28 protein-coding genes and 1 pseudogene are annotated in these 26,202 nt (G+C 46.2%); 15 read left to right on the top strand and 14 right to left on the bottom strand.

All coding sequences use genetic code 11. The features are described 5' to 3' along the window. Positions 1 to 126 precede the first annotated feature (126 nt). Together QUA99_RS20455 and QUA99_RS20450 are read left to right on the top strand one after the other, a co-directional pair. Positions 127 to 666 carry a group 1 truncated hemoglobin gene (locus QUA99_RS20455; RefSeq protein ID WP_333240171.1) on the top strand — a complete coding sequence of 180 codons (540 nt, stop codon included), beginning with the start codon at positions 127 to 129 and terminating at the stop codon, positions 664 to 666. A gap of 1 nt (position 667) precedes the next feature. Further along, positions 668 to 1,009, top strand: a complete 342-nt coding sequence (locus QUA99_RS20450; RefSeq protein ID WP_333240169.1) for a hypothetical protein — start codon at positions 668 to 670, stop codon at positions 1,007 to 1,009. A gap of 108 nt (positions 1,010 to 1,117) precedes the next feature. Here QUA99_RS20450 and QUA99_RS20445 read toward each other — a convergent pair whose 3' ends face one another. From QUA99_RS20445 to QUA99_RS20430, 4 genes are all read right to left on the bottom strand, one after another. Beyond that, positions 1,118 to 1,312 (bottom strand): hypothetical protein, encoded by a 195-nt coding sequence (locus QUA99_RS20445; RefSeq protein ID WP_333063872.1) that lies wholly within the window; start codon positions 1,310 to 1,312, stop codon positions 1,118 to 1,120. A gap of 225 nt (positions 1,313 to 1,537) precedes the next feature. Next, positions 1,538 to 1,750 carry a helix-turn-helix domain-containing protein gene (locus QUA99_RS20440; protein ID WP_006631308.1) on the bottom strand — a complete coding sequence of 71 codons (213 nt, stop codon included), beginning with the start codon at positions 1,748 to 1,750 and terminating at the stop codon, positions 1,538 to 1,540. A gap of 87 nt (positions 1,751 to 1,837) precedes the next feature. Continuing rightward, on the bottom strand, positions 1,838 to 2,050 hold the full coding sequence (locus tag QUA99_RS20435) for a helix-turn-helix transcriptional regulator (protein ID WP_333240167.1): 213 nt from the start codon (positions 2,048 to 2,050) through the stop codon (positions 1,838 to 1,840). Positions 2,051 to 2,127: 77 nt separating this feature from the next. Beyond that, on the bottom strand, positions 2,128 to 2,346 hold the full coding sequence (locus QUA99_RS20430) for a helix-turn-helix transcriptional regulator (RefSeq protein ID WP_333158825.1): 219 nt from the start codon (positions 2,344 to 2,346) through the stop codon (positions 2,128 to 2,130). Positions 2,347 to 2,477: 131 nt separating this feature from the next. Here QUA99_RS20430 and QUA99_RS20425 point away from each other — a divergent pair, with 131 nt between their 5' ends. From QUA99_RS20425 to QUA99_RS20415, 3 genes and pseudogenes are all read left to right on the top strand, one after another. Continuing rightward, the gene (locus QUA99_RS20425; RefSeq protein ID WP_333240165.1) at positions 2,478 to 2,948 is read left to right on the top strand and encodes a hypothetical protein; all 471 of its coding nucleotides are present in this window, start codon (positions 2,478 to 2,480) and stop codon (positions 2,946 to 2,948) included. A gap of 98 nt (positions 2,949 to 3,046) precedes the next feature. Next, a pseudogene (locus QUA99_RS20420) lies at positions 3,047 to 3,145 on the top strand (type II toxin-antitoxin system HicA family toxin); the annotation flags it as partial. A 120-nt stretch (positions 3,146 to 3,265) separates the two neighbouring features. Continuing rightward, complete coding sequence (locus QUA99_RS20415; RefSeq protein ID WP_333240192.1) at positions 3,266 to 3,484, top strand: type II toxin-antitoxin system HicB family antitoxin; 219 nt, start codon at positions 3,266 to 3,268, stop codon at positions 3,482 to 3,484. Here the strand turns inward: QUA99_RS20415 and QUA99_RS20410 are convergent. The 8 genes from QUA99_RS20410 to QUA99_RS20375 form a co-directional block, all read right to left on the bottom strand. After that, a complete protein-coding gene (locus QUA99_RS20410; RefSeq protein ID WP_333240163.1) occupies positions 3,481 to 3,687 on the bottom strand; it encodes a hypothetical protein in 207 nt (68 codons plus the stop codon). The two genes, QUA99_RS20415 and QUA99_RS20410, sit on opposite strands and share 4 nt — an antisense overlap. Positions 3,688 to 3,972: 285 nt before the next feature. Beyond that, positions 3,973 to 5,295, bottom strand: a complete 1,323-nt coding sequence (locus QUA99_RS20405; RefSeq protein ID WP_333240161.1) for a CO2 hydration protein — start codon at positions 5,293 to 5,295, stop codon at positions 3,973 to 3,975. A gap of 177 nt (positions 5,296 to 5,472) precedes the next feature. Further along, positions 5,473 to 7,026 carry an NADH-quinone oxidoreductase subunit M gene (locus QUA99_RS20400; RefSeq protein ID WP_333240159.1) on the bottom strand — a complete coding sequence of 518 codons (1,554 nt, stop codon included), beginning with the start codon at positions 7,024 to 7,026 and terminating at the stop codon, positions 5,473 to 5,475. 107 nt (positions 7,027 to 7,133) lie between these two features. Next, positions 7,134 to 7,853 (bottom strand): carbonic anhydrase, encoded by a 720-nt coding sequence (locus QUA99_RS20395; RefSeq protein WP_333240157.1) that lies wholly within the window; start codon positions 7,851 to 7,853, stop codon positions 7,134 to 7,136. Between the two features lie 104 nt (positions 7,854 to 7,957). Then, entirely contained in the window at positions 7,958 to 9,817 is a 1,860-nt protein-coding gene (locus tag QUA99_RS20390) for an NAD(P)H-quinone oxidoreductase subunit F (RefSeq protein ID WP_333240155.1), read from the bottom strand. A gap of 462 nt (positions 9,818 to 10,279) precedes the next feature. Next, positions 10,280 to 11,230, bottom strand: coding sequence for a glycosyltransferase (locus QUA99_RS20385; protein ID WP_333240154.1), 951 nt, complete (start codon positions 11,228 to 11,230; stop codon positions 10,280 to 10,282). 499 nt (positions 11,231 to 11,729) lie between these two features. Beyond that, positions 11,730 to 12,845: a phospho-N-acetylmuramoyl-pentapeptide-transferase gene (gene mraY, locus QUA99_RS20380; RefSeq protein ID WP_333240153.1), complete on the bottom strand. Its 1,116-nt coding sequence runs from the start codon at positions 12,843 to 12,845 to the stop codon at positions 11,730 to 11,732. A gap of 130 nt (positions 12,846 to 12,975) precedes the next feature. Further along, a complete protein-coding gene (locus QUA99_RS20375; RefSeq protein ID WP_006631296.1) occupies positions 12,976 to 13,215 on the bottom strand; it encodes a DUF3134 domain-containing protein in 240 nt (79 codons plus the stop codon). Positions 13,216 to 13,625: 410 nt separating this feature from the next. On the opposite strand from QUA99_RS20375, the gene QUA99_RS20370 reads away from it, so the two are divergent. Both QUA99_RS20370 and QUA99_RS20365 read left to right on the top strand, forming a co-directional pair. Next, positions 13,626 to 15,302, top strand: coding sequence for a glycosyltransferase family 4 protein (locus QUA99_RS20370; protein ID WP_333240151.1), 1,677 nt, complete (start codon positions 13,626 to 13,628; stop codon positions 15,300 to 15,302). A 135-nt stretch (positions 15,303 to 15,437) separates the two neighbouring features. Next, positions 15,438 to 16,022 (top strand): PAP/fibrillin family protein, encoded by a 585-nt coding sequence (locus QUA99_RS20365; RefSeq protein ID WP_333240149.1) that lies wholly within the window; start codon positions 15,438 to 15,440, stop codon positions 16,020 to 16,022. 134 nt (positions 16,023 to 16,156) lie between these two features. Here the strand turns inward: QUA99_RS20365 and QUA99_RS20360 are convergent, their stop codons facing one another. After that, positions 16,157 to 16,396, bottom strand: a complete 240-nt coding sequence (locus QUA99_RS20360) for a helix-turn-helix transcriptional regulator (RefSeq protein WP_333240147.1) — start codon at positions 16,394 to 16,396, stop codon at positions 16,157 to 16,159. Between the two features lie 163 nt (positions 16,397 to 16,559). Here QUA99_RS20360 and QUA99_RS20355 point away from each other — a divergent pair, with 163 nt between their 5' ends. From QUA99_RS20355 to QUA99_RS20320, 8 genes are all read left to right on the top strand, one after another. Beyond that, positions 16,560 to 16,820: a hypothetical protein gene (locus QUA99_RS20355; protein WP_333240145.1), complete on the top strand. Its 261-nt coding sequence runs from the start codon at positions 16,560 to 16,562 to the stop codon at positions 16,818 to 16,820. A gap of 230 nt (positions 16,821 to 17,050) precedes the next feature. Then, a complete protein-coding gene (locus QUA99_RS20350; protein ID WP_333240142.1) occupies positions 17,051 to 17,719 on the top strand; it encodes a Uma2 family endonuclease in 669 nt (222 codons plus the stop codon). 168 nt (positions 17,720 to 17,887) lie between these two features. Beyond that, the gene (locus tag QUA99_RS20345) at positions 17,888 to 18,190 is read left to right on the top strand and encodes a DUF433 domain-containing protein (protein ID WP_333240140.1); all 303 of its coding nucleotides are present in this window, start codon (positions 17,888 to 17,890) and stop codon (positions 18,188 to 18,190) included. Next, a complete protein-coding gene (locus tag QUA99_RS20340; protein WP_333240138.1) occupies positions 18,187 to 18,315 on the top strand; it encodes a hypothetical protein in 129 nt (42 codons plus the stop codon). The genes QUA99_RS20345 and QUA99_RS20340 overlap by 4 nt, the downstream gene beginning before the upstream one ends. A 102-nt stretch (positions 18,316 to 18,417) precedes the next feature. Further along, positions 18,418 to 18,552, top strand: a complete 135-nt coding sequence (locus QUA99_RS20335; protein ID WP_333240136.1) for a hypothetical protein — start codon at positions 18,418 to 18,420, stop codon at positions 18,550 to 18,552. Positions 18,553 to 18,713: 161 nt separating this feature from the next. Further along, on the top strand, positions 18,714 to 19,529 hold the full coding sequence (locus QUA99_RS20330) for a PD-(D/E)XK nuclease family protein (RefSeq protein ID WP_333240134.1): 816 nt from the start codon (positions 18,714 to 18,716) through the stop codon (positions 19,527 to 19,529). A 118-nt stretch (positions 19,530 to 19,647) separates the two neighbouring features. Then, a complete protein-coding gene (locus tag QUA99_RS20325) occupies positions 19,648 to 22,203 on the top strand; it encodes a DHH family phosphoesterase (protein WP_333240132.1) in 2,556 nt (851 codons plus the stop codon). Between the two features lie 478 nt (positions 22,204 to 22,681). Further along, entirely contained in the window at positions 22,682 to 24,982 is a 2,301-nt protein-coding gene (locus tag QUA99_RS20320; RefSeq protein ID WP_333240130.1) for a serine/threonine phosphatase, read from the top strand. Here the strand turns inward: QUA99_RS20320 and QUA99_RS20315 are convergent. Then, complete coding sequence (locus QUA99_RS20315; protein WP_333240127.1) at positions 24,979 to 25,644, bottom strand: PEP-CTERM sorting domain-containing protein; 666 nt, start codon at positions 25,642 to 25,644, stop codon at positions 24,979 to 24,981. The two genes, QUA99_RS20320 and QUA99_RS20315, sit on opposite strands and share 4 nt — an antisense overlap. Between the last annotated feature and the right edge of the window lie 558 nt (positions 25,645 to 26,202).

The raw sequence follows: 26,202 nt of genomic DNA, 5'->3' as shown, positions 1-26,202 counted from the left end.
AATAGAAAGACTAAGTTTAGTTGAACTTAGACTTAGGCTTCCGGCTTCTTAAGCCTATGTATCTGTAAATGACTTATTGCTGAAGATTCAATTAACCCTATTACCATCACAAATGGAGATTTTTAAATGAAACTCAGTAAATCTTTGGCAACGTTATTGACATTAATTTGTATCACAGTCATAGTTGTGACCACTTTCAGATTAAGCCCTAGTTTCGCTCGTTCTACGCCGGTGATGTCAGCACAAGAATCAGCAGAAAAAGTAACTACAGATCTGATAGCACAAGGTTCTTCAGAAAGATCTCTCTACACTAGGTTAGGAGGCTACAACGCGATCGCAACAGTCATTGATGATGCAGCAAGTTTCATATTCAATGACCAACTAATTGGTAAATACTTTATTGGCTTGAGCACAAACTCAAAACAGAGGCTGCGTCAGTTGTTAGTGGATCAATTCTGCCAAGCAGCAGGGGGGCCTTGTGTTTATACAGGGCGGACTATGAAGCTTTCCCATAGTGGAATGGATGGAGGTCTGACGGACAGTGAATTTAATGCTTTTGCTAATGATATATCCCAAGCTCTCGATAAAAATAGGGTCAATCCACCAGATAAAGCCGAAGTGCTGGGATTTGTCAATAGTCTGAGAAGCAAGATTGTCGAAAAGTAATATGAAACACTCGAATCTCCTCCTGCTTTCGGTTGCATTTCTGCTACTGTCAGGAATGGTAACGGCCGAGGCAGCCCGTGCAAAACCATCAGAGCCAACCACCGAAATGAAAGTTCCAGTATCCTCAATGCCAAGGCAGTCTTCTGAGCGCTTTTCCATGCCTGCTATTTTTGCTCCACCCCATGCTCAATACAACGATCGACCTTTTTGTTTTTATCAGCGCTCTGATAGCACGATAGTTGATTTGAGCAGACTGTGTGGGGCTAAGAGCGTCGAAACGGGTACAAATACTAGATGGGAAAACGCTCCTGTTGAGGAGAAGAAGACCCCAATTTATTGGTAAAAAAATGAGAATTTGTTTCAGTAGACGAATTCCATAGGAGCGCCCTTGCCTTGGTTCCCCCGAAGTGTGTGAAGCGTAGCTATCCCGTAGGGAATCGCCCTTCTCCCCTCATATCTCCCCATTGACCTGCATCTGATGCACCTTGTCAGCCAATTCTTGCAGGCGCTTTTCGTCCAACTCATCAATCGCCAGCATCCCGACATAGATAATTTCCTTCAGCGTTAGTCGGGTTGCTAGCGCCTTTTTCTGCACAATTTCCTTGATGATGGGGCTCACCCCGATGGCGGTACTGGCTCTAGTCATCCAATTTTAGATTTTAAATTTTAGATTTTAGATTGATCCCACAGATGAATCCGAGGCCCCGAAACAAATTGCTTGATTGTCACAAAGGTAACGGGAGATTAACAACTTTGACTAAATCTTAGCACCTTTAAGCTGAGCTTTTAGCTGCGATGCAAAGTGCTTAAGCGCGTCTTGACAAGACGAAACGAAAGGGTTTATAGTGGAAATGTGGAAAAGCCGATCGACCTATTCCTCAATAATCTCCACCAAGTCCTCAATCATCACATCAAACGCCCGCGCTAACTTGTACAGGGCGGTAAAGTCAACCATTGATATTTCTGAACGACGAGCATAACTGGTTATGGTGCTGTAGATCACGCCCGATCGCTCAGCCACCTCCTTGAATGTCCAGCCCCTCTCGGCCGCTAACTCTCGCACTTTTACTCTGACTAAACCCATGCTTGACAAATAATGCAGTTGCGTTTTAAGATAATTGCATCTGAAAAAGCGATCGCCCCCGGTCTAGACAACTAAAAGCCGATCGACCTATTCCTCCAAAACCTCAACCAAATCCTCAATCATCGCATCAAAAGTCCGAGCTAACTTCCGCAGCAAAGTGAAGTCAACCGTTGTCAGCCCTGGACAGCGGGCATAATGCTTGACAGTGTTGTACACCGCGCCAGAACGTTCTGAAACTTCCTTTAATGTCCACCCTTTCTCGGCCGCTAGTTCTCTGACTTTAATTCTTACTAAACCCATGCTTGACAATTCATGCAATTGCGTAGTGTTTTTGTAAAGATAGATTATTTTGACCAAGAATACTTAGCGGCGATCGGCTACTCCTCTAAAATCTCCACCAAATCCTCAATCATAATATCGAAAATGCGAGCCAGCCTGTGCAAGTAGGCAAAATTAACGGTTGTCATGCCTTGACATTGGGCGTAGTTTCTAATGGTGCTGTAACCAACACCCGATCGATCTGAAACTTCCTTAAGTGTCCAGCCGTTCTGGTCTGCAAACTCCCGAATCCGCAACCTCACCAAGCCTTTGCTCATACTTACTTGACAAATGACAATCTGCTGTCGTTTAATATTAGATATCTGAAAAAGCGATCGCCTCACGTCTGGACAACTAAGGGCGATCGCCTTCAAAAATTAAATAGACAGTTACTAGCTGTCTACCAGCCATGATAGCATCATCCCAGCTAAAATCAAGCACCCTCACCTGCTCAAAAATTCTCCACAAATCGCCAATCCTGCATCCCCTGGCGAGATTTGTCACAGAAGAAACAGTTGCACTCCTGTTCAATATCTCAGCAGACGAGATTTACCGCATTGAATGCTGTCGCTACATGGTTTACGTGCACGCCAAAGGCATCAGCCGTTTTGTCAGCTACGCCGATTTTCCCCCTATTTTAGAAGTAAAGCCGATCGCACCTCAAGATTTTGGCAGATGGTACAAACGCTGGAAAAGCAAGCAAGCACCTGCATTTTGGACTAAATTCTACACCTACAAGTTCAAAAAAGCTGTTTCAGTTGACAGCTTGCTGGAGTGGGCCCAACTCCTAGCTACAGTTAAATCGGCAATTTCTGAGGCGGCGCTGCAACAGCTACGAGATGTCTATGCCCAAGAAAAAGATTTGATGGATAAATTTTAAAGCGCGATCGCCCCGACAACCAACTGCGAGAATGGGTCAAGGAAAAATTAAAATAAATGGCTAAGTGAGAAAATGGAGGTAGAAAATAGACAATCACCATGCCTAGAAAAATTCGCGAGTTAAAAGCTCAGATTACCCGTGAGGGCTTTATTTATTTGCCAAAACGCGGAAAAGGCAGCCATGAGAGATGGCAGCATCCTTTGATTGGGAAGACATTAACAATTCCAGGCAAAGACGGAGATGATGTGCCACGCTATGAGAGAGAAGCAGTTGTCAATATTGTTAGCCGAACTCGACGAGTTAAAGGAGGAAGATTCATGAATCGATACAGTACGATCGTCCAATGGTCTGACGAGGATCAACTTTTCCTCGTGACGATTCCAGAGTTTGCCAATCGCGTTGTCATGCCCTGTACCCACGGCCAAACCCGCGCAGAAGCCATTCGACATGGCGAAGAAGTGCTCGAAATGTATCTAGAAGCTTGGCAGGAAGAAGGTGAACCCATCCCCGCACCTAGCATTCTTCAAATCGCCTAGAACACCTCATCCTCGATTCCCAGCCACCATTCCCCAAGATTCATTAAATCTTGTTGAATGTCGGCGAGTTCTGTCACATACTCTTCAGCAGAAATATCCGATCGCCTTTCTTGCAATTTTTTGAGTCGCAGTTGCACCAAAAGCCAAGGTTTGGAAATCCCGTCAGTTGCTTCAATATATTTGGCTACGTCTTTGCTGTTCATAGTTATTGGTTATTAGTTATTTGTTATTTGTTTTCGTAATATCCTTTGCGGTTGTCTCCGAATGATTAAACCGCAGAGAACTCAGAGAAATCAGAGAAAAAGAAGAGAGAGATAAATGATTGCGATGCCAACTGCCTTAATATTATATCACTTTTGAAACGGCTTAAAAAAACTCTGATTTTTCCCAGTCGGTTTCAACCGACTCGCAGCTCTGAGCCAGGGGTTTAAACCCCTGGCTAACGGACTGGCGAACTTTTCAGCTAAGATGCCTCCCACAAACATCCTTTACCTGTAATCCGAAGTCTGAATATTCTTGAGCTTCGCCGCATATTTCATGCCGTACTCCGGGCGGCAGAAGCGATCGAGCTGAGCCTCAAAGAAAGCCCGATTAGCCTTCAAATGCTTTGGATTAGGGTCATCTAAAGGATACAAAAGAGCAGTCCGCAAAGCTTGAATTACCGCCGAAGTAACGCAGTACATCGATCGCTGAAATGTCACCCCAATTTGATTGAGGATATCGTCTTCGCCGCGACAGCGCTGTTTGTAGAAATCCATCAAATAAGGCGGCAGGAAATGCAGCATATCTTGTGCTAGCAAAGTTGGCGGAATGCCCGCCGTACCTACCAGGAATTTGTCTGCATACAAAACTCCGTAGTGGAAGTCTTTTTGGTCTTCAGGAACTTCCCTAGCTTGAGCGTTGTAAGATTTGGTTCCTCGGAACGGCGAAGTGCGGTAAAATATAGCTTCCACGTAAGGTAACGCTGCTTCGTAAAGCCAAGTAAAACCCTTAGATTTAGGGATGATTTCGTAGGTTTCGCCGTCGATTTGAACGTGGTGGTAAATCGGACGACCGGCGATCGCAAATATGCCATTTACTAGGAAATCCATCGCCTGCGGGACTGTGGTAATTTTACCTTCGTCGTAAAGGTCGGACGCTTCAAAAAACACCGGGGCCATTACTTCCCAGAATAAACCGAGATTGCTGTAATAAGACATTTGGCGGCACTGTTCTAAAAACATTTCTGGAAATGCTTTGTGAAGTGCCAGCATGAACGGGTCTTTTTTGAAGTAAGCTTTAATTGCCCGATCGGCATTAACCTTGTATTCGTCCGTGTCCAAATAAGGATCGAATTGATTGGTCTGCGCGTACAAGCGCCGGTGCCAAAGCATTGACCTCATGCACTCTTCCGCAAATTCCATGTTAATGCGATCGTGCCACAAATGGTGAAACAGCCGCGGCATTTTCCCAATTTCACCCTTCTTCATGAACTCCAAAAGTTCTGGGTGAGCACTTCCAGACCCGCGCCAGATCCGCAAATCTGCACCGTCGCCTGCATAGTGATTTTGTAAATCTAAATACTCTTGAGGTAAAAAGTATTTAAAGAAAGGAAGCGGGTGTAAAAATACCCGTTCGGCAATGTAAAGCAAATCCCGCCAGTAGAAATCCATCGGCACTGCGTAAGCTTTCCAAATAGCGATGATTTGCATCAGATTTTCCGGCGTATCTGGAATCATCGCTCCGCCAGCTTCTAGTCTGTGAATTACTTCAGCAAATTCGTGTTTGGAAGGAGGTAGTTTAGTTGCAGGTTTATTAGGGGTATGTACCATTGTTTTTTCCTTTGATTGAGTGAATCTCAGTATTTTGAGTTCTTGCAAAAAGCTGCGATTATTTAACTGGTTCTCCGGCTTTGCTTGAGAACCGATATCCATGCCAGAACCGGAAAATTGGAGGCAGAGTCTGAGGCTCTGTGTTACCAGGCTCTGCCTAATAGCGAGTAGATTCTCCTAGTCTGCGTCGGCGGATATCGTTTCTGTAGACGCAATTTTTATCGCCGAATGTTCAACGGGATAGGTAATAGCTATTTGGGTATTTCTATCCGCAGGCAGAGTAGCAACGATCGCATTTGTAGTAGATTCGCTCCACTTGAGCAGCCAAGCAGGTTGAATTCCCAGCACAAAAATGATGGCCGCCAAAACCAGCGCCGGCATATTTTCAGCAAACGTAACTGGAGGGTAGTAAGCCGTGGCATTATCCAATTTGCCAAAACAGGTGCGGTTGAGCAGAATCACAAAGTAAACTGCTGTTAAACCAGAAGCTAAAATGCAGAGTAAAGTGGGAATTGGAAAAATCGAGAAACTGCCTTGAAACACTAAAAATTCGGCAACAAAACCCACCAAACCCGGAATTCCGGCGCTTGCCATGCCGCCCAAAACTAAGAGGGAACTGGCAGTGGGTAAACCCCGCATCGGGTTCATCAAACCGTTGAGCACGTCCAAATCCCGGGTGCCAACTTTGGTTTCGATGATGCCTACCAAATAAAACAGCAAAGCTAAAATTAAGCCGTGGCTTACCATTTGCCCGACAGCGCCGATTAACGCGAGTTTCGTACCCGCGGCGCAGGCAACGAGAATGTAACCCATATGTCCGATCGAACTATAGGCTACCATGCGCTTGATGTCTTTTTGGGCGATCGCGCTCAAAGCCCCGTACATCACGCTCACAGTCCCGATAATCGCCAAACCGGGAGCTACAATCGACCAAGTTTCGGGAAACAACTGCAAGCAGAACCGCACTAAACCGTAAGTTCCCAACTTCGCCAAAATCCCTCCCAGCAGAATTGCTGTTGCTGGCGAAGCTTCGACGTAAGCATCAGGCAGCCAAGTATGCAGCGGCACTAAAGGAATTTTAATTCCCAACCCAATTAGCACAATTGTTAGCAGGATCAATTGCGTTCTCAAGGGCAATTCTTGAGTGTTAATCGCAGTGTAATCGAAATTTAAAGAGCCACTCAACCAAGCAACACCCAAAAATCCCGCTAAAACTAAAAATCCCGAAACAGCCGTGTAAATCAAAAACTTCATGGCAGCGTATTCTCGCTGCTTTCCGCCCCAAATCGCAATCAACAGGTAAAAAGGAATTAATTCTACTTCGTAAAACAGTACAAACAGCAGCAAATTTTGAGACATCAAAGCTCCGGCAATACCAGCATTGATCAGCAAAATCAAAGCATAGTAAAGCTGGGGTCGAGCCATCCCTTCGCCAGTGCCGTAAATGACTAATAGCGTCAGCAAAGCACTTAAAACCAGCAGCGGTAAGGACAAGCCGTCAATCCCCAAGTTGTAGCTCAAACCTAATTGTGGAATCCAAGGCAAATATTCTTGAAATTGCAGTCCCGAATTGGCTGTATCGAATTGAGTCAACAGCCAAATATTCAAAAGGAAAACAGCAGCAGCAAAAGCCGAGGCTATTGAACGCAGACGCATCCCATTGATGTTTCCGGGCAAAAACCCGACTACCGCAGCGCCCAACGCGGGCAACCAGAGCAAGGCACTAAGCATAATGTGTCAAGAGTGAAGAGTAAAGAATCTATTTTGCAGGATATTGTGTTTGATACTTTGAGAGTTTAGATATTAACATTTCCCCAAACTCTCAATTCAAAGTTACATCAAGAATCAGAAAGAATAGTGACTCTCCCCGTGTCTAAATCGTAGTATGCACCAACAACTTTCAGTTTGTTCTCCGCAATTAACTTAGAGATAACTGGAGATGCTTTCAACCTGTTAGCTTGCAGCACAACATTCGCTTTTGAGGCATTCTCTAGCCTGTCGCCCGTTTGGTTTTTCGAGCTTTCTACAGCAGGCTTGATTGCCTCGATCAAACTGCCAATTTGACCGGGAACTTGAGCTCCTTTGATTGTTGCGTCTACCGCACCGCACCTTTTATGCCCGACTACCACAAGCACTTTTGCTCCCAGTACCAGCGTGCCAAATTCCAGGCTGCCAATTTCTTCTGGAGTAGTAACATTTCCTGCCACGCGACACACAAATAAATCTCCCAATCCCTGATCGAAGATAATCTCGGAAGGAAAGCGGGAATCTGCACAGCCTAGAATAGCAGCAAAGGGTTTTTGAGCTATGGCAACTTCGAGGAGGCGGGGTAAGTCTTGGTGGGGACTTTGGCGTTTTTTGTCAACAAACCGCTGGTTTCCGTCCATTAACTGTTTCAAAGCTGCATCGGGAGTCAAGTCATTTTGAGCAATTACTGGTTCGGGTGCAGCCAAATCTGCGCCTGCTCGTGCTGCAAGTATTCCTGTACCAATGGCTCCGGCGACAAATTTGAGAGAATTGCGGCGGGAAAGATTGAATTGTCTATGCTTTTGGTTCATTGATTTTGCCTTGTTTGAGAAACTTTGAAATCTTCGTTCGAGAATTAATCATTAAAAGATTTTAGATTAAAAATGTCACCTAAAATCTTAAATATTAACTCTATTTACCCACCGATAATCAGCGACAGGCGAGCTAGCAAAGGCCAGCTTACCAGCAGTCCCAAAAGTGCAACTCCGAACAGAATTGTCAGGGCGTAAAACTGAGTTTGACCGTTAACGTTGTATTTGAGGCTCTGCCCGCCGAAAATGGTTGCAAAACCGATTAAGTTCGCGAATCCGTCAACAATATTGCGATCGACCCAAGAGATGACTTGAGCAACTAAACCGACGGCAAATACCACTGTCACCCGGTAAAGTTGGGCGGTGTAAAAGTCGTAGGCAAAAAAGTCTTGCAGGGCTTGAGAACCGATGCGCACTGGTTTTTCCCATTTCTCGTTCAGGTAAACAAACGCTCCGGCACCGATGCCGATCGCCGTTGACACAACGAGCAGTCCACTGGCGGTATAATTCAAACTCGTCCCAGGCAATAACTGCCACGCCGCCAGCAAGTGCGGAACGTGCAAAGTAAAGCCCATTAAAACAGTCATCGGCAAGATAAAAGGCCACTGAACTTCCGGCGAGCGTTCGGTCATTTGCTTTGGTTTGCCGCCAAAAACTAAACCGAAGACGCGCACCAACCCAAAAGCAGTGACGGCGTTTACAAACAAAACTATTCCAAACAGCAAAGGCTTAGCTTCCGAAAGCCCGGATGCTAATTTTTCTAAAGCCCAGAAACAGCCGAAGGGCGGCAGTCCCACCAATCCAGCGCTACCGACAATAAACGATATGGCCGATATCGGCCGCTTTCCCCACAAACCGCCGAGAGATCTGACATCCTGAGTGATGCTGTTCCAAACTACCGAACCGATGCTCATCACCAGCAAACCCATTGCCAAGCTGTAGGCAAATATTAATGTCAGGGCTGTCTGGGCTTGTCCGGTGCCGACGGCGATAAATACTAAGCCCATGTAAGAGCTGACTATATAGGAAAGCGTGCGCTTGATGTCAATTTGGGCGATCGCAATTAATGAAGCACCCACCGCCGTCGCAGCACCCACAGCAATAGTTGCCGTCACCCCAATCGGCGACAAAGCAATCACTGGCTGCAACTTAATCAATATCCAAGCACCAGTTTCGACAACTACGGTGTTCCGCAAAATCGTCGCCGGCAGCGGGCCTTCCATCGCCTCATCCAGCCACAGGTGCAAGGGAAACTGAGCGCACTTACCCATCGGGCCGGCAATCAAAGCTAAAGTCAACAGCGTCGCTACAGTGGGGTCAAGCTTTGCAGTCTGGGCCCACACAGCCAACTCGTCAAAATTCCAAGTTCCAGCCAGCGGCAGAATTGCGACTACTCCCATCAGCAGGAATAAGTCACCCACCCGCTTGGTTAAGAAAGCGTCGCGAGCTCCTGTCACCACCAAAGACTGATTGAACCACAGCCCGACTAGCAGGTAAGTTCCCAGAGTCAGGATTTCCAAAATTATGTAGCTGAAGAACAGGGAATTGCACAACACCAAGCCGCACATCCCCGCTTCAAATAGCCCCATCAGGGAAAATAACCTAGCCCAGCCCCAGTCCATTTCCATGTAACCGAAAGCATAAATCTGCGCCAGCAAGTTCAGTCCGGTAATCAAAACAGTCGCCCCGACTGTGACAGCAGAGATTTCAAGGGGAATGGTTAAGTCTAAACCTGCTACATTCAGCCAGGGAATCAACTCGTGTTGCGCCGGTTGGTTCCAGATAGCTGTCAGGGCGATGACGCCGTGTACGAAAGCGAACAAGGTTAATATGGCGTTCACGTAACCGGACGGTCTGGGCCCGGTGCGGCGGGTAACTGCCGGAAACCACAGCATTGACAGAACTCCGCCGATGAGTGGATAGCAAGGTATAAACCAAACTGTCTGGAGTAAGATTTGAGCCATTGGCATTACCTGTAAAGGTTACAAAGATTTAAAAATCTGAGAATAATTCCGATGCGCTGACGACAGCAGTGGAAAGCCCAAAGGCAGAAGTAAAGAAAATTCGGGGGTTTGCCTCTGAGTTCGTTCCCGTCGTCAAACCGAGCGCTTCTGAATCGACTTATTAATTTTATATTAAGGATTACGTTAATTTTTCAGATTTCTAATTCAGCATATCTATATGCACCAATAAACTGCACTTATAGGTATTTAGACGCGGGGATTGTATACAAAAGAATCATTGATTCGATCGCACATCTTGCACTATTTTGAGGAACAGGCTTTCGGGCCTGTGCCACAACAGTTCAATTTTTTTGTGGGGTACACCATTTGGAGGAACAGGCAAGATGCCTGTTCCACTCATAGTTCAATTTTTTTGTGGGGTGGGCATCCTGCCTGCCCGTGAAAGGCTTACGGTCTAAAATATTAAAATCGCTCAATGTCCCAAGCTGATTCTGGAAGTTTGGCTTGGCGCTGTCCCATCGCCCTTGCCCTAACACTCAAAAGACCGATCGGCGTATTGAACAAGTCTACCAGCTCGGCTCGGGCTAACGCACTTTTGGCAGCAGCCACAGGCAATTCTTTTAACAGCCATCTAGCCAGCCGATAAAAATATTCCGGTGCCGTCAATTCTCGCATCAAATCGACACCGTGGAGTTCGTGCAAGTATTTATTAGATTCGCCGTACCGATACCATTGACTTTGTAACTGTTTTATTGTAGAACGGTGGCGGTGTCGGACGATCGCATTTTGGGCAAAATGTAATTTATAGGATGTTTGCCGCAAAATCCGCCAACACAAGTCAGCATCGCCGCCGCTGGTGAGGTAAGGGCGAAATAATCCTATTTGCTGTAAAACTAGCCTGCGTACAGCTAAATTGGCTGTTTGACCGTAGGGACAAAAAGGGTGAGCGAGAGTATGTTTTTGAGATAAAGTATTTTCGCGGGCGCTGTGTTGTTCTAAAAGAGTTTTACCGGGCAATGCGAGTATTTCCCCGCAGGTAATTCCTATTTCTAAGTCAACAAATGGCTTAACTAAATTTTCCAGCCAGTCAGATTCCGGGCGACAGTCTGCATCGGCAAATGCAATGATTTCGCCTGTTGAGGCGCGAATTCCTTGATTGCGGGCGGCGTAAGAACTTTGAATCTGGTTTTCGGTGAGGTGGCGAATGTTGATATCTCTTTCCCGGCCCGAATCTGAGAATGTTTGGAGGATGGTTGAAGTGCGATCGCGGCTGTTGTTGTCTACTATGAGATATTCTACTCTGTGTGGCGGATAAGTTTGCGATCGCAGGCACTCAATTAAATCCGGCAAATCTGCCTCGCCGTTGTAAATGGGCACTACTACCGAAACTTCCGGTAAAAACATTTTAATCATTCAAAAACAACCGTCAACGATAGCATAACTAATATTGAGTCAGATTAAACGAAACGCGAAGGCGCTAAGGACGCGACAGGGTAAACGCATCTTGTCAATAAGCAGGGGTTTTAGCACAATAACTCGCCTTTATTGTTCCTTCTTGACAACAGCGGTTCTACATTTAGTGTTGAGAAAACCTTAACAACGCTAAATAGGGAAATTTAGAAATTAGATGCGTTTACCCTGGGACGCGAAGGAAGATAAATAAACAAATGTAGTTTTTTCTTCGCGCTATAAGCGTCTTCGAGGTTCTTCAAATAATTAAAAAGCGTTATTAAGTTCCATTGCATTTACTGGGATATCAATTCTCAAAATTATCAATTCGGAGCGTTAAACAGGCAAGATGCCTGTTCCACAAGAACTGAATGCAGTTGTGGAACAGGCATCTTGCCTGTTTCTTTGAAATAGTAGAAAATATCTCTTACATCCCCTGTGCAATCCGTCACCCAATCCGCTGTTAACTGTTGCTAGTCAACATCAGAATCATTAACACTAACACCCCGTTAGTTATATAAAAAATGCCAACAACCTGAGTTTCCAACCAGCCGCACAACTCTAAATGATGGTGCAGCGGAGCCATTCTTAACAGACGCTTGCCGATTCCATCCGGCCCTTTTGTAGCTTTGTAATAACCTACTTGAGCAATTACTGACAGCGTTTCTACAAAGAAAATCCCGCTGATAATTAATAATATCCAAAGGCTATTTGTTAATAAAGCTACCGCACCCAAGGCACCGCCCAAAGCTAAAGCACCTGTATCGCCCATAAACACGTTGGCTGGGTTGCGGTTGTGTGCTAAGAAACCGAGACAACTGCCACTGGTGCAGGCGCAAAATATCATTAATTCTGGCGAAGTTGAGGCTACAGATGCGCCCAATCCCAAAAGTGCGATCGCGCCCAAACCGCCCATCAATCCGTCAACACCATCGGTAAGATTAGTAGCATTGCTTTCGGCAACTAGCACAAAACCAGCCAGCGGCCAGAACAGCAAACCTAAGGGCAATACCCAACCGAAAGGCAAAGCAACATTCGTAGAAATAGCAGGTTTATGAAACATCAGCCACAGACAAAATAGACCAGCAAAACTTATTTGCAAAGCCAATTTCATCCTAGGAGAAATACCTTTGTTCGACTTGCGTCGCAGAATTTGCCAGTCGTCGAGCCAGCCAATGAAACCGTAAGCTAAAGTTAAAGCCGATACGGCAACAACATCTGAGTTAAACTTAGACCAAAGTAAAGCGACTGCGACCCCTGCAGGTACAAAAAAGATGCCTCCCATTGTCGGCGTTCCCGCTTTTTTCAAATGGGCTTGGGGGCCGTCTTCGCGAATTATTTGTCCTGCTTTTAGTTGCTGGAGTACGGGTACAACTGCATAGCCCAACCCCGACGCAACTAAAGCACAAACAATTAGCGGCATAAATAGCGATGCAGGTAAATTCAAAAATCTACCCGCTGCTAAATCTAAACCGATCGCTACAATGCCGAGCCCCAAACCCAGAAGCAGCAATAAATTCCTGCCTGTAAGTTTGAAAGGCATACTAAAAGGGATTTTCTCATCCACAAAGTTATCCATAACACTCCTCACCACACACTATTTGAGAATAAGCAACTGACAATTTGGGAATAGGGTGCGATACAGGAGATTGAGAAATCTCTTTGTTTTTCTTCCCTGTTTCCGGTTGATTCCTTCACCCTTGTACCACTTATTCTTCGCCTACACTCACATCCTCTTCTACTTCCTCTTCTAAATCATCGTAAGGACTGTCGTCAACTGCCATCAGTTCAGAAATTTCTTCTTCGTGTAGATAGTCTGGTTCTTGGACATCCCTTGCTAACAGGCGATTGTTAGATTCTAACCAGTCTAAAAGAGAAGATTGCTGCTTTAATGGAATTACATCCGCAGGCAAGTGGCGAGGTATTTGACGCAGAGATGGGTTGTACATGATTCTCGGTTTTTAAAGACAAAGACGCGATCGAGTAGAGGTAACGTTTTGCCGACGGACTGTTCCTTTGATGAAGCACTTGCAAATCGGGCATTTAGCAAGGCTAAAGCATTATACCACAAGCTCCGTTTGGTTCCGGATGGGATAAGATGGGAGACCGAAAAGGCGATCGCCCCCAAGCATGGGCCTCAGAATAACACTAAAATCCGCTCTTGCCAATCCTTTTTTAGCCGTAAATATTGTAATCTGAGACGATCGTCTTTAAGATGTCGCGACACGCGGCGATCGTTTTCTGCAAGCCTCGCTAACGGCAACCAGTTGATTGGCAACAGCATCCTATTTTTGGCTCAAAGCCTTGCCCAGAAAGCCCTCTGGCTTCTTCAGTCAACTCTTGCGCAATAAATCTCAGAATGGATACAACGGCAGCGGTTTTATACAACAAAGAGGGATACCACACCGGAGGGCAAAAACTTCTGGGGCGTCATTCAGCCGGAGAAGGATTTCTCAAAAGCTTAGTCCAACACGGAACCGCTGACTCTCTGTATTGTTGCGCCGATAGCGAAACAACCTTTAAGGAGTTTTGTTCGCACATCCAACCTTGGCTGCAAAAACCTCGGAAAGTCCGCTGGATTCCGACGGAACGACCGGATTTGCTATCTCAACCGGGCACAATTTACCGGCCAGATCCGGCCCTCTCGCAGATAGTTTGGGCGCGCAGATTTGTCGATCAGCGGGCCTACAGCGTTTGCGGCGTTACTCACACGATCGGTACAAAATACGTCATGGAGGCGATCGGCGATTTGATCGCCGCACCCATGCAGCCTTGGGACGCCCTGATCTGTACCTCTGCCGCCGTGAAAACAGCAGTAGAAGGAGTTCTGAGGGAGTGGTCAGAGTATTTAGCGCAGCGCAACGGCGGTCAACCGGAAATTTTGGTCAAATTGCCGATTATTCCCCTAGGAGTGGATTGCAGCGCGTTTCCGCAGGGTGTGGAAGCAGTTAACAGTCGCCGCCAACTGCGGCAAGAACTCGGCATTTCTCCCGGCGATATAGTTGTGTTATTTGTCGGTCGATTGACTTTTTCTGCCAAAGGTCATCCAGTACCGATGTACATCGCCCTAGAGGCCGCCGCACAACAGACAAAAGCCAAAATCCACTTAATTCAAGCCGGTTGGATCGAAGATCCGAGAGAAGAACCCGACTTTAAAAATAGCGCGCACATATTTTGTCCCTCCGTGAATGCTATTTTTTTAGATGGGAGACAGCCCGAAATTAGAATAAATATTTGGTCGGCCGCCGACATTTTCATTTCGCTGTCCGACAACATTCAAGAATCCTTCGGACTGACACCCGTAGAAGCCATGGCGAACGGACTGCCGGCCATAGTCTCCGATTGGAACGGATACAAAGAATCTGTACGCCACGAAATAGACGGCTTCCGCATTCCCACACTGATCCCGCCCCCAGAATCTTGTTTGGATTTAGCCCTAAATTATCTCGACGGCAGCTTAAATTGGCCGACTTACATGGGTCACACTTCCCTCGCCACAGCAGTTGACATTGATGCTTGCACCCGCGCTTTGTGTGAATTAATTGAAAACCCCGAATTGAGAAAGCGGATGGGCGAAAATGCCCGACAAAGGGCAAAAGAAATTTATGATTGGAAAGTAGTAATTGCTGCTTACGAACAGTTGTGGCGGGAATTAGCAGAAATTCGCGTTTCGGCATCCGAGTCTGCACCTTTAAAAGCCGGGAAGCCGCCTTATCCGTTGGGCGACGATCCGTTTCGGGTATTGGGTCATTATGCGAGTAGAACTTTAAGCAAGGAGATGACACTGAGTCTGGGTGCGATCGCCACACCAGAAATTTTACAGCAGATACAGACAATTTGGTTTACCAGCTTCGGTCAAGACAGAAGAATCTCTGTTAACATTCAGATGCAGATATTGGATGCAATTAAGCAAGAAGGTGCTGTCAGCGTGGGGGAAGTTATCAGACGCTACGTTAAAAACGAGCAAGAATTAGCCCACCTGTATCGGACTCTGCTTTATTTGCTGAAATTTGGTATCTTAGTGATTAGCCATTAATCAATGTAGGCGGCGCGCTGCGCACAGACCAACCCAATAATCAGCGCGCTAAAAACGACCGATCGCGTAATTTATAAATATTGAAGGCGCCATCAAGAAACATTTTTCCTGATTCATCCCTGTTCCTAAAAAATTATGCTTAAAAAATCTGAACTCTTAGAGATAATTGCTGGTAAAAATCGCGGTTTGCTGGCGACGGCTAGCGACAAACAAGCGATTTTAAGCGTGATCGCTCAATTGGAAGATTACAACCCCACACCACGCCCTGTGGAAGCCGCAGAGCTTTTAAATGGTGATTGGCGGTTATTGTACACTACCAGCCGCGAACTGCTGAATCTTGACGCTTTTCCCTTGGTGAAATTGGGTCAAATTTATCAATCTATCCGCGTCCAAGAATCTAAAGTTTACAACATTGCCGAACTTTACGGCTTGCCTTACTTAGAAGGAATTGTCAGCGTGGCGGCGAGATTTGAGGCGACTTCGGAACGTCGAGTGCAGATAAAATTTGAACGCTCTATTTTGGGATTGCGCCGATTGATTGACTATGAATCTCCAGTCAAGTTTATCAATGAGATAGAGTCGGGGAAAAAGTTCGCTGCTGTAGATTTCGGGCTGGATACTCGCGAACAACAGGGATGGCTCGATATCACTTATTTGGATAGCGATTTGCGGATTGGACGGGGGAATAAAGACAGTGTTTTTGTCTTGACAAAAGAGTGATTTTTTTATGTGTGATTAAGTGCGCTCGCCCCTTAACTCATACTCAATTTATCTTTTTTTTATCCGCGTTCATCTGCGGTTAAAAAATAAAAATCTATTACTTTTGCAAACAGTTTAAGACTTCACAAGTATTGTTACTCAATCGGTTTTTCCTGTTCTTTTTTTTCCGTCGGCATTGACTTTCTGACAGCTAGCACTAACTCCGCTTCGGTACATCGATACAAGTCCCGCATTCGGAATACTTGCCAAACTTCCATTTTTGGCAATGTTCGACCCTTTTCCCAGTTGCGAATTGAAGATTCCGCACATTCTAGTATATGTGCTACGTCTATAATTTTCAGCCCCGCACGTTCTCTTAAGGCTCTCAGATCCATAGCTGACCGAACCTTTTGAGGGACAAAACGTTAAGTTTTACCGTTAATAGTTGACGGACGCGACTTGTTTGATGTTTAATCATAGTAGTAGAGGCGTTAGTACATTCCCGCCAAGAAACTTACCAACGCCCTTTTCTGTACTCCTTACGAATACAACACGATTATGCCACAAAACGGTTATCAACAGGGATTCGCTGCGAATCCTCGGGCGATCGCGTACCAAAAACGCCTTTACCCTTGGGCGATCGCCAAACTCATGCCCAGTATGCAGCGGGCGATTGTGGGGCGATTTCGCAGTCGATCGGATGCTGACGGGCACTTGCTATGTCTGCGTCAACTCATGCCTCAAGCAACGCTTGTCGTAGTCTTTGACTTGCAACCAGACTTAGAAGTACCAATGGCGGCGCCCACAGCAATGCGATAAGCACAAGGATTGCGATCGCCATTTGTAGGGGCGGTGCCCCCGTGCCCGCCCCTTCGTCTGACTGCAAGTCGATCTTTCTTGTATTTTCCTGCTTCCTTTTTAAGAATGACTCAGACTCGATAATTCATCCGTGTATCCGTCTCCTCATCCGTGTAGTGCCTTCCTTCTTCCTTCGGCTATAAATAGCGACTTAAGTTAGGATAAAAATATCCTCAATTTGCTTTTAAATCATGACTTCTACAACTGCCAAATTCATCGTGTCTCAAGTGGGCGAAATTCCCCAATGGCAAGCCGCGACATGGGAAGATTATGTAGCTGCTTGCGAAGATCCGTCTTTGGAGGAAGCCAGAATATTTTTTTATGAAGGATATCTTTGGATAGACATGGGTAATGAAGGGCCTCAGCACGCCAGATTTAACAACCTCTTGACGCTGGTATTTTACGCCTGGTTTGTCAGCAAAGGAGGACAAGCTTTCGATGATTTGGGTGGATGTGTAATTGAGAAGCCAAAGGTGGGAGGAGGTGCGCCCGATCGCATTTTATATGTCGGCGGAGAGTTCATCCAGTGGCAAAAAGGGGAACCGCGCCGACTTAATCTAAATAAATCGCGAATTCCCGATTTAGTGATAGAAACTTCAGATACTACTTTGGCCAGCGATTTAGATGAAAAAAAGCGGTTGTATGCTGCTTTGGGAATTCCTGAGTATTGGGTAGTAGATATTAAGGGCGAGAGAGTTTTGGCATTTCGCTTGCAGGAAAACGGGAAATATCAGGAATGCGAAATTTCCGGTGCCCTTGAAGGATTGCCAATTACTTTACTGTCAGAGACTTTAAAACTTTTGGGTGAGGGAAATGGCACGGCGGCGATGTGGTTTGCTCAACAAATTGGGAAGTTGTAGAGAAGTTGGCCAAAAGTGCGTGAAGCGTAGCTATACCGCAGGGAATCGCTCTTAATTTTTCTCAATTCTTTACGCAATTATCGCTTAAATAAAACCGTCAGAGGCATAAATAGTTACACATTTTCAGAATAAATCTATATAATCAAGTTAACTGACTTGAGAAAATGTATGGCAACAACTGTAGTAGACATCGGGACTTTAATTATCCGCGATCGCAACCTTCGAGGCGGCCGTCCGATTATTGCTGAAACTGGTACTTCTGTCCGCCGCATCGCCGTTTTGTACAAGCAGGGTAACAGTGCGGAAGAAATTGCTAGGCTGATGACTCACTTATCGATCGCACAAGTTTATGCAGCTTTAACGTATTATCATGCTAATCGAGAAGAGATTGATACAGATTTAGCTGAGGAACAAGAAGCTTACGAGCAGTTAGCAGAGTTACATTACAAAAACCTCAAGACAAATCCATGAGCATTATTCTACTGCTGCTAGACGAAGATGCGATGAATTCGGCTCTGCTTGATGCTCTACGACTGCGCGGTGTTGATGTTATTTCTGTTGCAGAAATAGGAATGCTGTCTCGCAGCGATGAATAAATTTTGTATTGGGCTTATGAAAATCATCGAGTAACATATAGCTTTAATACTAGGGATTTTTATCGATTGCATACTAATTTTAGCACGCAAGGGGAAGAACATATGGGGATAATTTTGGGACAGCAGAATTATTCAGTTGGGGAACAATTGCGTCGCTTGCTAAAAATTATAGCTAGTAAATCCGCAGAGGAAATGTACAATCAAGTCGAGTTTTTAAGTGCTTGGAGTGAAGGATAAGCGATCGCACTTGGAGAAAAGGGCGATCTCACTCTCCTCCAAAAACGCGATCGCCCTAATTTATCTGCGTTTATCTCCGTCCATCTGCCGACATCTGCGGTTAAAAAAATATCGATACCCCTTACAATCATAACAAATCTAAAATAGAAAATCATAAAAAAATGCTCCGACTCTCCCAAACCCAACTCAAAATCCTCGAAGAATGCCCCCGCAAATTCCAACACAGCTACCTCGAACTACTCGCCACCACCGCCTCCCCAGAACATAAAGAAAAACTCACATGGGGAAGCCACTTTCACCTATTAATGCAGCAGCGAGAACTCGGACTTCCCATTGAATTTATCATCCAACAAGACCCTGAACTGGGACGCTGTGTGGCAGCATTTATCAACACCGCACCCGAACTTTTCGCTAATTCAGAAAATAGCGCTCAAATTTTCCGCCAAGCCGAACACCCCCGCACCCTAATTTTCCAAGACTACCTGTTCACCGTTATCTATGACTTGTTAATAGCCGAACCAAACGCCGCCCAAATTCTCGACTGGAAAACCTATCCGCGCCCTCAAAAATCAAAATGGATAGCCGAAAGTTGGCAAACTCGCCTCTATTTATACGTCTTAGTAGAAACCAGCGACTATTCCCCCGAACAAGTTTCCATGACATACTGGTTCGTACAGTTGCAAGGAGAAGAACCGCCGCAAAAACTCACATTTTATTACAACCAAACAGAACACGATCGCACAAAACAAGATTTAACCCACCTATTGCAGCAGCTAACCGACTGGCGACAGCGCTATACCGAAGGCGGCGAATTCTTACCTCAAGTAGAAATTAGTTCCAATCTTTGCGATTCCTGTCAATTTGCCACTCGCTGCAACCGCACAACAGACACAAAAACTCCCTCACCAGATATTCTCCCAGAAACTCCCACAGATTGGCTACCAAATCTTGCTATAATTGACGAAATATTTATTTAATTCAAATCTTGTACTATGCAACTATTAGTCGCCCGGTGGGGGCGGGTTTATAGATATTGTGAATGTGAATGAAAGATTGTTGGTGAACCCGCCCCTACAGGAATTAATGAAATAACTTATGACAGAACTACTTCAAAATTTGCCAAATCAACCCCTATCCCAGCCCCCAGCTTGGCTGATCCAAGCTGTCAGGAACCATGCACCAGAACTCCCCGGAAACTATGCCGCCGCACTTCTGTGGTATAGAGGAATTCACAACCCAGAACAAATACCCGGTTTTTTAAATCCCAAACTTTACCAACCAGCAAGTCCCTTTGAATTCGGACTAGAAATGACCTGGGCGATAGAAAGAATCCAGCAAGCACGAAACAGCGGCGAAAAAGTCGCAATTTGGGGAGACTTCGACGCCGACGGCATTACCTCAACCTCCGTACTTTGGGACGGGCTGGGAGAATTTTTTGCTCAAAATGACAAACTAACTTATTACATTCCCAACCGCTTAACCGAATCTCATGGACTCAATATCGCGGGAATAGATGCCTTAGCCAAATCGGGAATTAGCTTAATTATTACCTGTGATACCGGAAGTACAAACATCGCCGAAATCGAATATGCGACTAGCTTAAATATCGATACAATTATTACCGACCATCATACATTACCAGACGATCGCCCGCCAGCTACAGCCATTATCAATCCCCGCTACTTCCCCCCAAACCACCAACTATTTAACCTTTCAGGAGTGGGAGTAGCTTACAAATTAATTGAAGCATTATATGACACATTACCGGATATTCCGCAGCGCCCGATCGCAGATTTATTAGAATTAGTAGCGATCGGCTTAATTGCCGATTTAGTCCAACTCACAGGAGACAGCCGCTACCTAGCACAACTCGGAATCGAACAACTGCAAAAACAACTCACAAATCCCACCCGCCCGGGAGTTGCAAAATTGCTCGAACTGTGCAAGAGATCGGGCGATCGCCCAACCGACATTTCCTTCGGCCTCGGCCCCCGAATCAACGCCGTCAGCCGCATTCAAGGCGACGCCAGCTTCTGCGTAGAACTCCTCACCAGCCGCGACAAAAAACGCTGCGAAGAACTAGCAAATTTAACCGAAATTGCCAACACCAGACGTAAATCTTTACAAAAAGATGTTGCCAAAGATGCCGCCAACAAACTAGCCAAACTCGACCTTTCAACTACTAGCGTCATTGTCCTCAGCGACCCGCAATGGCCCGTAGGAGTATTAGGATTAGTAGCGGGACAAATCGCCCAAGAATACGGTCGCCCCGTGATTTTATTCAGCACAGAAGGAAGCGAAGAAATTAACGAAAATTCCCCGGAAAAGCAATTTACCTCCTTCTTAGATTCAGAATTACCAACACTTTCTCCATCCAAAATTGCCAGAGGTTCCGCCCGTTCCGCCAATCAAATCGACCTTTACCAATTAGTCAAAGAGCAAGCGCATTTATTGCACCGATTTGGCGGTCATCCTTTCGCCGCCGGATTGAGTCTCCCCGTTGAAAATATCCCCCTATTTACCGATGCGGTAAATCAGCAACTGCGACAACAATACAGCACCGATAGTTTAAAAGCAGCGCCCGTTCAAGCCGACTTAAAAATTACTGTCTCCGAATTAGGCAAGGACTTATTTCAAGAATTAAAATTGCTCGAACCCTGCGGTATGGGCAACCCCGCACCCAAATTGCTGATTGAAAACTGCTGGTTTGAAAATCTGTGGAATCAAAAAATCAAGGATTTGAAAGGGCAAAAAGTAGAATATCTTAAAACAGAATTTACAATTAGGGATGAATCTACCGATATGGGATTTCCCGGCATTTGGTGGGGACACAATCAAAACGAAGCTCCCCAAGGCCGCTGCGATGTCACCGTTGAACTCGATTTTAATACTTACAAATCGCGCTATGAAGTGCGCCTCGTATCAGTGCAAGAACGCACGGAAGACAACCAAATAAATTCCCAGACTCAAATAGATTGGATTGTAGACTGGCGCAATAGAAATAATGATGAAGAGTTATTAGGCGCTAGCACAAACTTAGAATCTCAAATGCCGATCGACAATCTAGTTTACAATTCCGAAATGGTCGATCGACAAAACTCGATCGTCCTCAAAGAATGCCCCGCAAGCTGGGACGAACTGCGGATCTGGTTTCGGCAAGCACAGCACACTCAGAAAAAACTCGCGATCGCCTACACATTACCTCCACTCGTGCCCCCACAGCAAATCTGCCAACAGCTAATCGGCATCGCCAAATACCTCAGCCGCACCAAAAAACCCGTCACCAGACAGCAACTCCGCCAAAAACTCGGCATCAGCGACACATCCCTGCAACTGGGGTTCAAAACCCTAACATATCTCGGTTTCAAAATCAATTATCGCGATCGAGCTTTCCACATCACCAGACAACCCGAAACCGCACAGCAGCAAGACGCGCCCGATCGAATTCCCCAGCCCTTATTAGATAGCCAATCCCTTCAATTTTCAGTGCCAAATTCCCCCATTGCCGCCCGTTTTGCAGCGCAATTCCTAGCAGCAGTCTCCGAAGAACAATTCCGGCGGAAATATTTCTGTGAAGTACCTCTGTCAACCATTCAATCGATCGCCCGAGAGACCGTTTTCCAAGAAGATTCTACAGAAAATCCGTTCTAACGGATATCTAGCACCATTCTTAAGAACAGGCAAGATGCCTGTTCCACAACAGATGAATTTCTTGTGGGGTGGGCTTCTAGCCCGCCCTGAAAGAATTATTGAGAATGGTGCAACATATGAGTTCTAACTGATATCTACCATAATTGTTAAGAACACGCAGGATGACAGTTCCACTCATGAGATAACTTTTATTGTAGGGCCCGCGCTCGCTCCCGCTGGTGGGGCGGGCTTCTTGGCTTGTGAAGCGAGAGAGGTTTTTGTAGATCTGGCTTAAGACGGCCTATTCCTGACACGGAGGCAATATCTCTGTTCTAAGAAATATCTTACTTCTGAATTCATCCCGATAAAATAAGGCATAGGGCAATGGGAGTCATCCGTTGCGAGTCAGGCCCAAAACTCATAACTCATAACTCACAGGCCAAAACCCACAACTCCCCCACCGCCAAACTCGATCGCAAATCTCCAATTTAAAACCCCTATGCTTCTGTGTCCCCGCTGCCAATTTGAAAATCCCAATCCAAACAAGTTTTGTCAACAATGCGGAAATTCCCTAATTTACAAACCTTGCCACGAATGCGGTGCCCAAGTCGCTTTTAGCGCCGCATTATGTCAGAATTGCGGCGTCGCAACAGGTCAAGTGTGGCGGGCTATTATCTGCGGTCGATCAAATTTTCCAGCAGTCGAGCCAGACGAATCCACCCTACCCCCACCCGAGTTTCGGCAAAAACCAGACATAGTTCCAGAAACCGCATCGCCCCAAAACTCTCCTGAACAAATCGCAGACGCGATTAAAACAGAAATAACCACCCCAGCCGAACCCCGAACAGCCGTCGAACCAACTTCTCCACAGCCAAGCGACGGCGAATTCAGCAGCCGAGAAATAGACGCTGTGGCCGCCGTAGGGGCGATCGCACCAGCCTCCTTTCAAACAACCGAAAAAATCTCTAATACAGCACCAGAGGGCGAAATAACCCCATCTGAACGCAATTTTACAACCGCACCACAGCCCAAACAAATCCAGGAAGCAACAGAGGACTCCGACAGCCCCAACAGAGCTGACATCTCCCCTCAATCTCCAGAATTCCCCGTGCCCAATTCAGAATATGTCATCCCTTCCCAGCCAGCAGGAGCTTATTTAGACACTCAGCAGCGCTACCAACTCCTAGAAACCGTGCCGCCGAGAAAACGCTCAGACACAGTAGCAGTCACAGTATTGGACTGTCAGCCGCTGGAAATGTCACCCCTCAAAGCCCTGCTAGCAGCCAACTCGGCCAGCGTCGCCAAACGAACCTCCCCTTACACCGGCGCCATCCAAGGCGGAGAAAATTCGACCAATTCCGCCTTAGCAGAGCTTTGCCAAGGCATAGCTGAACCTTATTTGGCACTCCGGTGGCAATTTTCTCAAAACCTGCCAGTAATTCACGATAGTTGGTCAGACAACGAACAGGCAGTGCTGCTGCTAGAAGACTGCTCCCAATGGCCGCTGCTGCTGGAACGGTGGAGTCAACCCGAAACTTCCACCCAGCAAATTTTATACTGGCTGCACGAAATGACAGAACTCTGGGCTGCCCTAGAACCCTGGCGCTGTCGGCAAAGCTTGTTGGAACTGACAAATTTGCGAGTCAACCCCGACTCTTCCTTTTCCTTAGCTTCTTTGCGGCTGCAATACCTCTATCCCGAACCCGCCGGCTCAAACCTGCAACTGGTAGATTTGGGGCAACTGTGGCAGGTGATATTTAGCCAGTCCGATCGTCGCACTCAGTTTGACCCATTGCTCGACCTGCTGCAACAAATGTACAGAGGCGAGATTAACACAATCGAAGAATTACGATCGCGCCTAGAAACTGTTCCCCTCGAACTCCAACCCGCACCTTCACCAACCTCAACCCCCGAGCGCGAGCATTGCGGCCCAGACGAGTCCCTCCCCGACGTTGACGAGGTCTTAACCCAGCCGATGCCGCTCCAGATTTACAGCTTAGAAGACGCAGGCCTCACCGATGTCGGCCGCACGCGCGACCACAACGAAGACTTCTTCAGCATCTGGACTCAGCTCAACAAACTCGAAAGCTCCTTCGGTCGCATCTTTCAAACCAAAGGGCTTTACATTCTCTGCGACGGCATGGGCGGACACGACAGGGGAGAAGTAGCCAGTCAACTAGCCGCTGAAACCCTCAGAGAATTTTTTCAAACCAGTTGGGAAAATCAACTACCTCCGGCAGACACCATCCGCGAGGGAGTGCTGCTAGCCAACAAAGCCATCTTTGAAATCAATCAAAAAGACGGACGCTCCGGCAGCGCCCGCATGGGTACAACTCTAGTCGCCGTGTTAGTTCAAGACACCAAATTCGCCGTTGCCCACGTCGGCGACAGTCGCCTCTACCGACTGAGAAAGGGACAAACCCTAGAAAAAATTACCTCAGACCACGAAGTAGGCCAGCGCGAAATTAAGCGCGGGGTTGACCCGGAAACTGCTTATGCCCGTCCCGACGCCTATCAACTAACTCAAGCCATCGGTCCGCGAGACGGTAATTTTCTCAAGCCTGAGGTGCAGTTTTTAGACTTGTGCGAAGATACTTTATTGATTTTGGCTTCCGACGGCCTGACAGATAATGATTTGTTGGAAACTCACTGGCAGAACACTCTCGAACCCCTGTTTAATCCCCAAGCCGATCTCGACCAGGGAGTTGCCCAGTTGATTGAACTGGGCAACAAACGCAACGGTCACGACAATATCACGGCAATTATCATTCGGGCGCAGGTAGGCGCATTTCGATTTTAGAATTTGGATGCTGCAAACTTTCTCTTGGCCGCCCCCAAGCCAGCGGCCGCCAGAGTTAAACCTGCGATTGTTGCAGGTTCGGGAACAGCCTCTGAGTTTTCAGGGCATGGTTGGACTTCTTGTGCTATCACATATCCGCCGTTTGTCGGTAGTCCGTTGGATTGCCCGTAAGCTGATTGTCTCCAACTCATTCTGTTTCCCTCTGTACCCGAACTATTGCCAAATATTCCCAAAGCTGGCAAAGTGCGATAATTACCAAAATCCCATTGCTCTGCTAATCTAGGGATAATATTAGCGCCCGGATAAGCATTATAGACAACTCGTGTTTTGATGGGATCGAGCGGCGCCCACAGCAAAGGAGAAAGCAATTCACCCCTGCCCCCTGCTGTGGCTTGAGACAAATTCCACGACTTCCCCAATATGGTTGCAGAAAAGCTTGTGAGCGCAAACCATTGATCTGTAGCTTTAATTTCTAGAGGCGGCAATGAGAAGCCAGACAAAATAGTATCTTGATAAGGAGTCGAGTCATCATAGCTGAAAGCTCCTTCGCCTACTAGAGAGTCAGTCGAATCAAAAAAACTTAAACTAAAATTAAGTGAGGCAGCTTGTGCTGAGTTTGCCCCAGTCAAGACCAATCCTACAACAGCGACGGTCGCAGCCATAGAAAATTTACGCAAAAGTTTAGCCATTGTGAACGTATTCTTTGTGTTCTAAACTGTTTGATCGTTTTGACTTTTAAAGTCCCGGTACTTATCAGTAATATTACAGATAAATACAAAAAAAAACACGAGACTAAAATATTACACAATCTTTAATAAAAATCAGGATATTATAAAGATTTGATGAAACTAACGGCTGAAACTAATCGGGGAATAACCGCGTTTGTTGTGAGTTGTTTATTGTTAAGAATCAACACTTCGGAAAGTTTTTGATTGCCCACGGTAGAATATGGGTTTCAGGGCGCTCCTCTCGAAGGGCAACGCTTGGCGAGGGACAGGATCTGCCAACGGAAAATCAAGGGTTTCAGACTAGGAACTCCAAAGAGTCCGGACTATTGAAGAATTAAAAATTAAAAATTAAAACTCCCGATCGCTTATGAATTCTTAATTTTTAATTCTTAATATTTAAATTTTAATTGCTTGATGCCCCATGCTCTAAACCTATAAATTCCCGATCGCCCGCCACTACGCAATCATGGAGATTAATCACATAAATCGAAA

The organism is Microcoleus sp. F10-B2 (assembly GCF_036704965.1).
Lineage (GTDB): Bacteria > Cyanobacteriota > Cyanobacteriia > Cyanobacteriales > Microcoleaceae > Microcoleus.
The sequence above is the reverse complement of the archived record's forward strand: the minus strand, read 5'-3'. Positions and strand labels throughout refer to the sequence as shown.

Excerpts from the sequence above, each read along its gene's own strand:
- QUA99_RS20390 (WP_333240155.1), bottom strand. The coding sequence starts at position 9,817 with ATGGCTCAAATCTTACTCCAGACAGTTTGGTTTATACCTTGCTATCCA.
- QUA99_RS20430 (WP_333158825.1), bottom strand. The coding sequence starts at position 2,346 with ATGAGCAAAGGCTTGGTGAGGTTGCGGATTCGGGAGTTTGCAGACCAG.
- QUA99_RS20425 (WP_333240165.1), top strand. The coding sequence starts at position 2,478 with ATGATAGCATCATCCCAGCTAAAATCAAGCACCCTCACCTGCTCAAAA.
- QUA99_RS20340 (WP_333240138.1), top strand. The coding sequence starts at position 18,187 with ATGAGCATTATTCTACTGCTGCTAGACGAAGATGCGATGAATTCGGCT.
- QUA99_RS20365 (WP_333240149.1), top strand. The coding sequence starts at position 15,438 with ATGCTTAAAAAATCTGAACTCTTAGAGATAATTGCTGGTAAAAATCGC.
- QUA99_RS20455 (WP_333240171.1), top strand. The coding sequence starts at position 127 with ATGAAACTCAGTAAATCTTTGGCAACGTTATTGACATTAATTTGTATC.
- QUA99_RS20345 (WP_333240140.1), top strand. The coding sequence starts at position 17,888 with ATGGCAACAACTGTAGTAGACATCGGGACTTTAATTATCCGCGATCGC.
- QUA99_RS20325 (WP_333240132.1), top strand. The coding sequence starts at position 19,648 with ATGACAGAACTACTTCAAAATTTGCCAAATCAACCCCTATCCCAGCCC.
- QUA99_RS20375 (WP_006631296.1), bottom strand. The coding sequence starts at position 13,215 with ATGTACAACCCATCTCTGCGTCAAATACCTCGCCACTTGCCTGCGGAT.
- QUA99_RS20355 (WP_333240145.1), top strand. The coding sequence starts at position 16,560 with ATGCCACAAAACGGTTATCAACAGGGATTCGCTGCGAATCCTCGGGCG.
- QUA99_RS20330 (WP_333240134.1), top strand. The coding sequence starts at position 18,714 with ATGCTCCGACTCTCCCAAACCCAACTCAAAATCCTCGAAGAATGCCCC.
- QUA99_RS20395 (WP_333240157.1), bottom strand. The coding sequence starts at position 7,853 with ATGAACCAAAAGCATAGACAATTCAATCTTTCCCGCCGCAATTCTCTC.
- QUA99_RS20350 (WP_333240142.1), top strand. The coding sequence starts at position 17,051 with ATGACTTCTACAACTGCCAAATTCATCGTGTCTCAAGTGGGCGAAATT.
- QUA99_RS20450 (WP_333240169.1), top strand. The coding sequence starts at position 668 with ATGAAACACTCGAATCTCCTCCTGCTTTCGGTTGCATTTCTGCTACTG.
- QUA99_RS20410 (WP_333240163.1), bottom strand. The coding sequence starts at position 3,687 with ATGAACAGCAAAGACGTAGCCAAATATATTGAAGCAACTGACGGGATT.
- QUA99_RS20315 (WP_333240127.1), bottom strand. The coding sequence starts at position 25,644 with ATGGCTGCGACCGTCGCTGTTGTAGGATTGGTCTTGACTGGGGCAAAC.
- mraY (WP_333240153.1), bottom strand. The coding sequence starts at position 12,845 with ATGGATAACTTTGTGGATGAGAAAATCCCTTTTAGTATGCCTTTCAAA.
- QUA99_RS20400 (WP_333240159.1), bottom strand. The coding sequence starts at position 7,026 with ATGCTTAGTGCCTTGCTCTGGTTGCCCGCGTTGGGCGCTGCGGTAGTC.
- QUA99_RS20370 (WP_333240151.1), top strand. The coding sequence starts at position 13,626 with ATGGATACAACGGCAGCGGTTTTATACAACAAAGAGGGATACCACACC.
- QUA99_RS20360 (WP_333240147.1), bottom strand. The coding sequence starts at position 16,396 with ATGGATCTGAGAGCCTTAAGAGAACGTGCGGGGCTGAAAATTATAGAC.
- QUA99_RS20445 (WP_333063872.1), bottom strand. The coding sequence starts at position 1,312 with ATGACTAGAGCCAGTACCGCCATCGGGGTGAGCCCCATCATCAAGGAA.
- QUA99_RS20335 (WP_333240136.1), top strand. The coding sequence starts at position 18,418 with ATGGGGATAATTTTGGGACAGCAGAATTATTCAGTTGGGGAACAATTG.
- QUA99_RS20385 (WP_333240154.1), bottom strand. The coding sequence starts at position 11,230 with ATGATTAAAATGTTTTTACCGGAAGTTTCGGTAGTAGTGCCCATTTAC.
- QUA99_RS20320 (WP_333240130.1), top strand. The coding sequence starts at position 22,682 with ATGCTTCTGTGTCCCCGCTGCCAATTTGAAAATCCCAATCCAAACAAG.
- QUA99_RS20405 (WP_333240161.1), bottom strand. The coding sequence starts at position 5,295 with ATGGTACATACCCCTAATAAACCTGCAACTAAACTACCTCCTTCCAAA.
- QUA99_RS20415 (WP_333240192.1), top strand. The coding sequence starts at position 3,266 with ATGAATCGATACAGTACGATCGTCCAATGGTCTGACGAGGATCAACTT.
- QUA99_RS20435 (WP_333240167.1), bottom strand. The coding sequence starts at position 2,050 with ATGGGTTTAGTAAGAATTAAAGTCAGAGAACTAGCGGCCGAGAAAGGG.
- QUA99_RS20440 (WP_006631308.1), bottom strand. The coding sequence starts at position 1,750 with ATGGGTTTAGTCAGAGTAAAAGTGCGAGAGTTAGCGGCCGAGAGGGGC.